The 7,133-nt window shown below is 72.4% G+C and carries 5 protein-coding genes; 2 read left to right on the top strand and 3 right to left on the bottom strand.

Features of this window, described 5'->3' with window-relative positions:
• Positions 1-1,335 (bottom strand): alpha-amylase family glycosyl hydrolase (locus VMI11_01570; protein ID HTY71095.1); only part of this gene is annotated, 1,335 nt, incomplete at its 3' end.
• Between the two features lie 65 nt (positions 1,336-1,400).
• On the opposite strand from VMI11_01570, the gene VMI11_01565 reads away from it, so the two are divergent.
• Both VMI11_01565 and VMI11_01560 read left to right on the top strand, forming a co-directional pair.
• Positions 1,401-3,050, top strand: a complete 1,650-nt coding sequence (locus VMI11_01565) for an FAD-binding dehydrogenase (GenBank protein ID HTY71094.1) — start codon at positions 1,401-1,403, stop codon at positions 3,048-3,050.
• 88 nt (positions 3,051-3,138) lie between these two features.
• Positions 3,139-5,082: a glycoside hydrolase family 15 protein gene (locus VMI11_01560; protein ID HTY71093.1), complete on the top strand. Its 1,944-nt coding sequence runs from the start codon at positions 3,139-3,141 to the stop codon at positions 5,080-5,082.
• Positions 5,083-5,092: 10 nt separating this feature from the next.
• Here VMI11_01560 and VMI11_01555 read toward each other — a convergent pair whose 3' ends face one another.
• Positions 5,093-6,343: a DUF445 domain-containing protein gene (locus VMI11_01555; protein HTY71092.1), complete on the bottom strand. Its 1,251-nt coding sequence runs from the start codon at positions 6,341-6,343 to the stop codon at positions 5,093-5,095.
• Positions 6,344-6,386: 43 nt separating this feature from the next.
• Entirely contained in the window at positions 6,387-7,070 is a 684-nt protein-coding gene (locus tag VMI11_01550) for a hypothetical protein (GenBank protein HTY71091.1), read from the bottom strand.
• Positions 7,071-7,133 lie beyond the last annotated feature (63 nt).

Below are 7,133 nucleotides of genomic sequence, written 5' to 3'. Positions count from 1 at the left end.
CCGGTCTCCAGTGACCTTGTTCTCCTGGAACACCAGCCCCCGCGCGAAGCTGCCGGGGAACGCGCCGCTGTAGAAGTCCGACAGGAACCGTCGGTGCAGGGCGCCGTTCAGCCCCACCGCGGCCGCGTCGTCGTCGCTGATCGCCCATCCGATGTCGTCGTGGCAGCGCACGTACGTCGCCCACGACGTCGTCGCCGGCTTGCGGGGGAACCGGCGAATGGCCTCGGTCATGAGCCGGGCGTCACGGGCCGCGAGAGCCGACCACACCTGAACCATGAGCGTGTTGTGGTAGGCGAGGTCGCTGACCTTGCCGTAGTGGCGGCCCTGTCCCAGGTAGGGAACCAGCTGCTTCGGCGCGACGATCGCCTCCGCCTTGAACACCACGGCAGGTGCCGCGATCCTGGTCACCGCGTGCAGCGCCTGGGTGAGCGAGTGGACCTCCGGCTGGTTCTGGCAGTCGGTCCCCAGGCGCTTCCACATGAACGCGATCGCGTCCAGGCGAAGGCACTCCACGCCCCGGTTGGCCAGGAAGCAGACGAGGTCGGCGAACTCGCAGAAGACATCCGGGTTGTGCCAGTTCAGGTCCCACTGCCAGGAGTTGAACGTGGTCCACACCCACGCCTCGAGCTCCTCGTTCCACGTGAAGTTGCCCGGCGCGAAGTCGGGGAAGACCTCCGGGAGCGTGCGCTCGAACGCATCCGGCTGCATGCGGTCGGGGAACACGTGGAAGTAGGCGCGATACCGCTCCTCTCCCGCCCGCGCGCGGACGGCCCACTCGTGCTCCGCGGCCACGTGGTTGAGGACCAGGTCGAGAGTGAGGGAGATCCCCTCGCCCCTCAGCACCCCGGCCAGCTCGACGATGTCGTCGAAGGTGCCGAGGTCCTCGCGCACCCTCCGGTAGTCCATGACGGCGTAGCCGCCGTCGTTCGGACGCGGTCTCGGCTTGAGCAGGGGCATGAGGTGCAGATAGGTCACGCCGAGCTCGGCCAGGTACGGCACCTTGGCGATCACGCCCTGGAGGTCCCCGGCGAAGCGGTCCGCGTAGACGGCGTACCCGAGGGCGGCGGGGTTCTGGAACCAGTCCGGCTCCACGTGCCGGCGCAGGTCCAGCAGGCGCAGATCCTGCGGCCGCTCGGCGTAGGCCCGAGCGGCGAGGTCGACGACGGCCGCCGCGAGGTCCGGCGCACGCTCGCCGTAGGCGTCGGTCAGCCCGTCGAGGAGGTCGGCCCAGTACCGGTCGAGCCGGGCCAGGAAGACGGTCCGGTCGACGAGGGACTCCGAGTCCAGGATCGCGGTCGCCGACGCGACCACCGACTCCGGTGCGCTCCGCCTCATCCGCTCGCCGACCTCCCGGGGATTGCATACCGCACGGGTGGCGCCGCTGGCCCGAAGATGGGGGCATGGACGTTGATGTCGTGGTCGTGGGAGCGGGGCTCGCGGGACTGGTGGCGACCGCGGAGCTCGCGGACGCCGGCCGGCGGGTGATCCTGCTCGACCAGGAGCCGGAGACGAATCTCGGGGGCCAGGCCTGGTGGTCGCTCGGCGGCCTCTTCCTCGTCGACTCCCCGGAGCAGCGCCGGATGGGTGTCCACGACTCCCACGACCTGGCCTGGCAGGACTGGCTGGGCACGGCCGGCTTCGACCGGGACGAGGACGCTTGGCCGAGGCGCTGGGCGCAGGCGTACGTCGACTTCGCGTCCGGCGAGAAGCGCGCGTGGCTGCACGGGCTCGGCGTGCGCTTCTTCCCCGTCGTGGGCTGGGCCGAGCGGGGCGGCTACCTCGCCGACGGCCACGGCAACTCCGTGCCGCGCTTCCACATCACGTGGGGCACCGGACCCGGCGTCGTCGCGCCCTTCGCCCGCCGGGTCCAGGCGGCGGTCGAAGCCGGGCGGGTGGAGATCCGCTTCCGGCACCGCGTCGACGAGCTCACCGCCACCGGCGGGGTGGTCGACGGCGTGCGCGGAGTCGTTCTCGAGCCGAGCGACGAGCCCCGGGGCGTGGCCACCTCGCGGGACGTGGTCGGCGACTTCGCCCTGCGCTGCCAGGCAGTCATCGTCACCTCCGGCGGCATCGGCGGCGACCACGACCTGGTCCGCGCGAACTGGCCGCGCCGGCTCGGGACGCCACCTCGCGACCTGCTGTGCGGGGTCCCAGCACACGTCGACGGACGGATGCTCGGGATCACCGAGGCGGCCGGCGGCACGGTCGTGAACCGCGACCGCATGTGGCACTACACCGAGGGTGTCGAGAACTTCGACCCGATCTGGCCCGGCCACGGGATCCGGATCCTGCCGGGCCCCTCGTCGCTGTGGCTGGACGCGGTCGGGCGTCGGCTGCCGGTCCCCCTCTTCCCCGGCTTCGACACCCTGGGCACCCTCGCGCACCTGCGGGCCAGTGGGCACGACCACAGCTGGTTCGTCCTCACGCAGCGCATCATCGAGAAGGAGTTCGCGCTGTCGGGCTCCGAGCAGAACCCTGACCTGACCGGCAAGGACGTACGGCTCGTGCTCAGCCGCGCGCGGGGCGGGGCTCCCGGGCCGGTCGAGGCGTTCAAGCGGCGTGGTGCCGACTTCGTCGTCGCCGACACCCTCGAGCGACTCGTCGACGGGATGAACGCGCTGACCGAGGAGCCGCTGCTGCGGCTGGCCGACGTCGAGCGCGAGGTCCTCGCCCGTGACCGCGAGATCGCCAACCCCTTCGCCAAGGACCTGCAGGTCGTCGCGCTGCGCGGGGCGCGCCGCTACCGCGGGGACCGGCTGGTTCGCGTGGCCCGCCCGCACCGCCTGCTGGACCCGAAGGCCGGGCCGCTCATCGCGGTGCGGCTGCGCGTCCTGACCCGCAAGACCCTCGGCGGGCTGCACACGGACCTGTCCGCACGGGTGCTGCGCGCGGACGGCTCGCCCCTGCCCGGCGCCTACGCCGCGGGCGAGGTGGCCGGGTTCGGCGGAGGTGGCATGCACGGCTACCGGGCGCTGGAGGGCACCTTCCTCGGCGGCTGTCTGTTCTCGGGACGCGCCGCCGGTCGAGCCGCGGCCGACGCGACCCGCTGACTGCGGCGCTGACGTCTCGCTGACGTCGCTCTGGCGTTGCTCTGGCGCGGCTCTGGCGCGGCGGGCGCGCGGGGGCCACCATCGGCGCATGGACGCCTCCGTCGACGCATCCACGGACCTGGTCGCTCCCCGCCGCCTCGAGGAGGACTACCACCGAAGCCCGTTCCCGCCCATCGCGGACTACGCCTTCCTCTCCGACTGCGAGTCGACGTGCCTGGTGGCGCCGAGCGGTGCCGTCGAGTGGATGTGCGTGCCCCGGCCCGACGCGCCGAGCGTGTTCACCTCGCTGCTCGACCGGGCGGCGGGCAGCTTCCGCCTCGGCCCCTACGACGTCGCCTACCCGGCGCAGCGTCGCTACCTTCCCGGCAGCCTCATGCTCGAGACGACCTGGCAGACACGCACCGGTTGGCTCGTGGTGCGCGACGCCCTCGTCATGGGTCCGTGGCACAACGTCGACGACCGCTCGCGCACCCACCGCCGCTCCCCCACCGACTTCGACGCCGAGCACTGCCTCGTGCGGACGGTCCGGTGCGTCAGCGGAACGGTCGACCTCGCCATGTCGTGCGAACCGCTCTTCGACTACGGCCGGGTGGCGCCGGAGTGGGAGTACGAGAGCGGGGGGTACGGCGAGCTCACCGCGAAGGCGGACGGCGCCGACGTCACACTTCGCCTCACCACCGATCTCCGGTGCGGTATCGAGGGCCGTGGCGTGCGTGCCCGTACCCGCATGGTCGAGGGGGACCAGCACTTCGTCGCACTGTCGTGGTCCCCGCTGCCGCCGCCGCGGTCCTGGGACGAGGCGGCCGAACGGATGGCCCGGACGGCGGAGTACTGGCGCCAGTGGATCACCGCGGGCGAGTTCCCCGACCACCCGTGGCGGCACTACCTGCAGGCGAGCGCGCTGACGCTCAAGGGACTGACGTACGCCCCGACGGGCGCCCTGCTCGCCGCCGCGACGACCTCGCTGCCGGAGACACCGCAGGGCGAGCGCAACTGGGACTATCGCTACGCCTGGGTGCGCGACTCGACGTTCGCGCTGTGGGGGCTGTACACCCTCGGCTTCGACCGCGAGGCCGACGACTTCTTCTACTTCATCGCCGACGCCTGCCGCGACGGCCACGACCTGCAGGTGATGTACGGCGTCGGCGGCGAGCGCGAGCTCGACGAGTCCTCGCTTCCCCACCTGAGGGGCTACGAGGGCGCGCAGCCCGTACGCATCGGCAACGGCGCCTACACGCAGAAGCAGCACGACGTCTGGGGCGCTGTGCTCGACTCGGTGTATCTGCACGTCCGCTCCCGAGAGGCGGTCTCGGAGTCGCTCTGGCCGATCCTCAAGCGCCAGGTCGAGCAGGCGGCGGCCCACTGGGAGGAGCCGGACCGCGGGATCTGGGAGGTCCGCGGCGAGCCGCGGCACTTCGTCTCCAGCAAGCTCATGTGCTGGGTCGCGCTCGACCGCGGCGCGAAGCTGGCCCGGCTGCACGACGAGCCCGAGTACGCCGAGAAGTGGGCGTCCCTCGCCGACCAGATCCATGCCGACATCTGCGAGAAGGGCGTCGACTCCCGCGGGGTCTTCACCCAGTACTACGGGACCGACGCCCTCGACGCGTCCTGCCTGCTCATCCCCCTGCTCCGGTTCCTGCCCCCGGACGACCCCAGGATCCGCGCGACCGTGCTGGCCATCGCCGACGAGCTGACCGAGGAGGGACTGGTCCTGCGCTACCGGACCGGGGAGACCGACGACGGGCTCGCGGGCGAGGAGGGCTCGTTCACCATCTGCTCGTTCTGGCTGGTCTCGGCGCTGGTCGAGATCGGCGAGATCGACCGCGCGAAGAAGCTGTGCGAGAGGCTGCTCGCCTACGCGAGCCCGTTGCGGCTCTACGCCGAGGAGATCGACCCCAAGAGCGGCCGCCACCTCGGCAACTTCCCGCAGGCGTTCACCCACCTCGCGCAGATCAACGCGGTCGTGCACGTCATCCGCGCGGAGGAGCGCCAGGGGACGGGCAACTTCACGCCGGCCCACGCGGGCGGGTGACGCCGCGACCTCAGCCGAGCGCCACGCTCACCGCGTGGATGACGACGCCGGCCAACGCGCCGACGACCGTTCCGTTCACCCGGATGAACTGCAGATCCGGTCCGGCGACGAGCTCGATGCGTCGTGCCGCCTCCTCGCCGTCCCACCGGTCGACGGTGTCGGTGACGATGCGGGTGATCTCGTCGCGGTAGCCGGTGACGACGTGCTCGGCCGCTGCGCCGATCCAGCCGTCGAGCTTCCCGCGAAGCACCGCGTCGCTGCGCAAGCGCTCCCCCCATCGCTGCACCGACGCGGTGGCCCGGTGACGCAGCTCGCCGTCAGGCTCGTCGACCAGCTCCACAACCGCCCGGCGGGTCGCCCCGACGAGGGTCCCGAGCGCCTCGCGCGTCGCGTCGTGGCTGAGCAGCCGGTCGGCCAGCTCGCCCAGCCGGCGCGCGGTGTCGGGGTCCTCGCGCAGGTCGGTGGCCAGGCTCGCGAGCCACCGGTCGAGGGCGATCCGCAGCGGGTGCTGGGGGTTGACCACCACCTGCTCCGCGACGCGAACCAGCTCGCTGTACACCCGTCGGGCGAGCGCGCGGTCCACGAAGGCCGGCGACCAGGCGGGCGCCTCATACTCCACCAGCGCGATCACCGTGTCCCTGTTGTCGTGCAGCCAGGCCGCGGTACGCCTCGCGACGACGTCGACGAGGGCGTGGTGGGAACCGTCCGCGACGACGTCGGCGAGCAGCCGGCCCAGTACCGGTGCGACCTGGGTGTCCCGCAGCCGTCGGCCGGCTACCTCCTCGACGACCGCGCGGACGTCCTCGTCGCTGAGCACCTCCAGGACAGCGTGCAGCGCCGCGGCCGCTTCCGCCGTCACCCGCCGCGCCGAGTCAGGGCGGGACAGCCACGTGCCCAGGCGCCCGAGCAGGTCCACCTGGTCGAGGCGCCGCCGGACCACGTCGGCCACGAGGAAGTGCTCGCCGATGAAGCTGCTCAGGCTCGCGCCGAGGGCGTCCTTGCGGGTCGGGATGAGCGCGGTGTGCGGGATCGGGAGGCCGAGCGGGCGGCGGAACAGCGCGGTCACCGCGAACCAGTCGGCGAGTCCGCCGACCATGCCGGCCTGGGCCGCCGCGGCGGCGTACTGCGCCCAGGTGGCGTCGTTGCCGCGGACCAGCAGGTACGCCACGGCCGCGAGGACCAGCAGCCCGGTCGCGAACGTCTTGGCCTTGCGCAGCCTGGTGCGGCGCTGCAGGTCGGCGGGTGAGAGGGCGAGGGCCATCCGGGCATCTTGCCGCCCGGACGCGGCGAGACCCTCCCCGCCGTCAGGGTGGCGGCACCGGCGAGTACGCCGTGCGGAAGAAGCCGCGGATCGGCCGGGTGATGTTGACCGTGTCGGTGAACGTCGTGGCTCGGGTCGGGGCGCCGGTGTCGAAGGCGATCGTGACCGCGTCGTCCTGCCCGCTGTTGGGGTCGTAGACGTGCAGGGTGACCACGGAGCCCTGGGTCGCGTAGGCGTACGCCAGGACCTGGTGGTTCCAGCCCAGGTCGGACAGCCGGCTGGAGCGGATCGTGACCAGCCCGAGCGGGCTCGGCCGCTGGTCGTCGAGATCCTCCTTGACCACGGGCCACTGCTGCTGCACGGTTCGCCAGGACACCCCGCGCTGGGTGACGACCTGGTGCCCCAGCACGTCGAAGCCCTGGTCGGAGTCGGGCAGGTTCATCCACTGGTAGTACTGCGCCACGCCGGCCGGCACGTGCCAGGAGTCGACCAGGCGGCGGACCAGGAAGGCGTACAGCGGGCTCCCGGGGGCCGGCCGGTCGGGCTGCGGCATCCGGCCGGCGTAGAAGTAGTCCAGCGCCGCGTACGTCATCCCGCCGCACAGTCCCTTGCTGGCGTCGCCGACGGCGACGGTCCCGAACGGCGTGTCCAGGCTCACCGCCGGCTCCTTCGGCCAGGCGTTGGTGAAGGAGAAGGCGTTGACGGAGGGCAGGAAGGCAGCGGCCATGTCCGCCTCCTTCGGGGCGTCTGCCCAGAGCCTACCCACCATCCCCGCTGCTCATCCCCACCG

This window comes from Actinomycetes bacterium, assembly GCA_035506535.1.
Taxonomy (GTDB): Bacteria; Actinomycetota; Actinomycetes; order DATJPE01; family DATJPE01; genus DATJPE01.
Note: the sequence above shows the minus strand (reverse complement) of the source record. Positions and strands in the feature narration are given on the sequence as shown.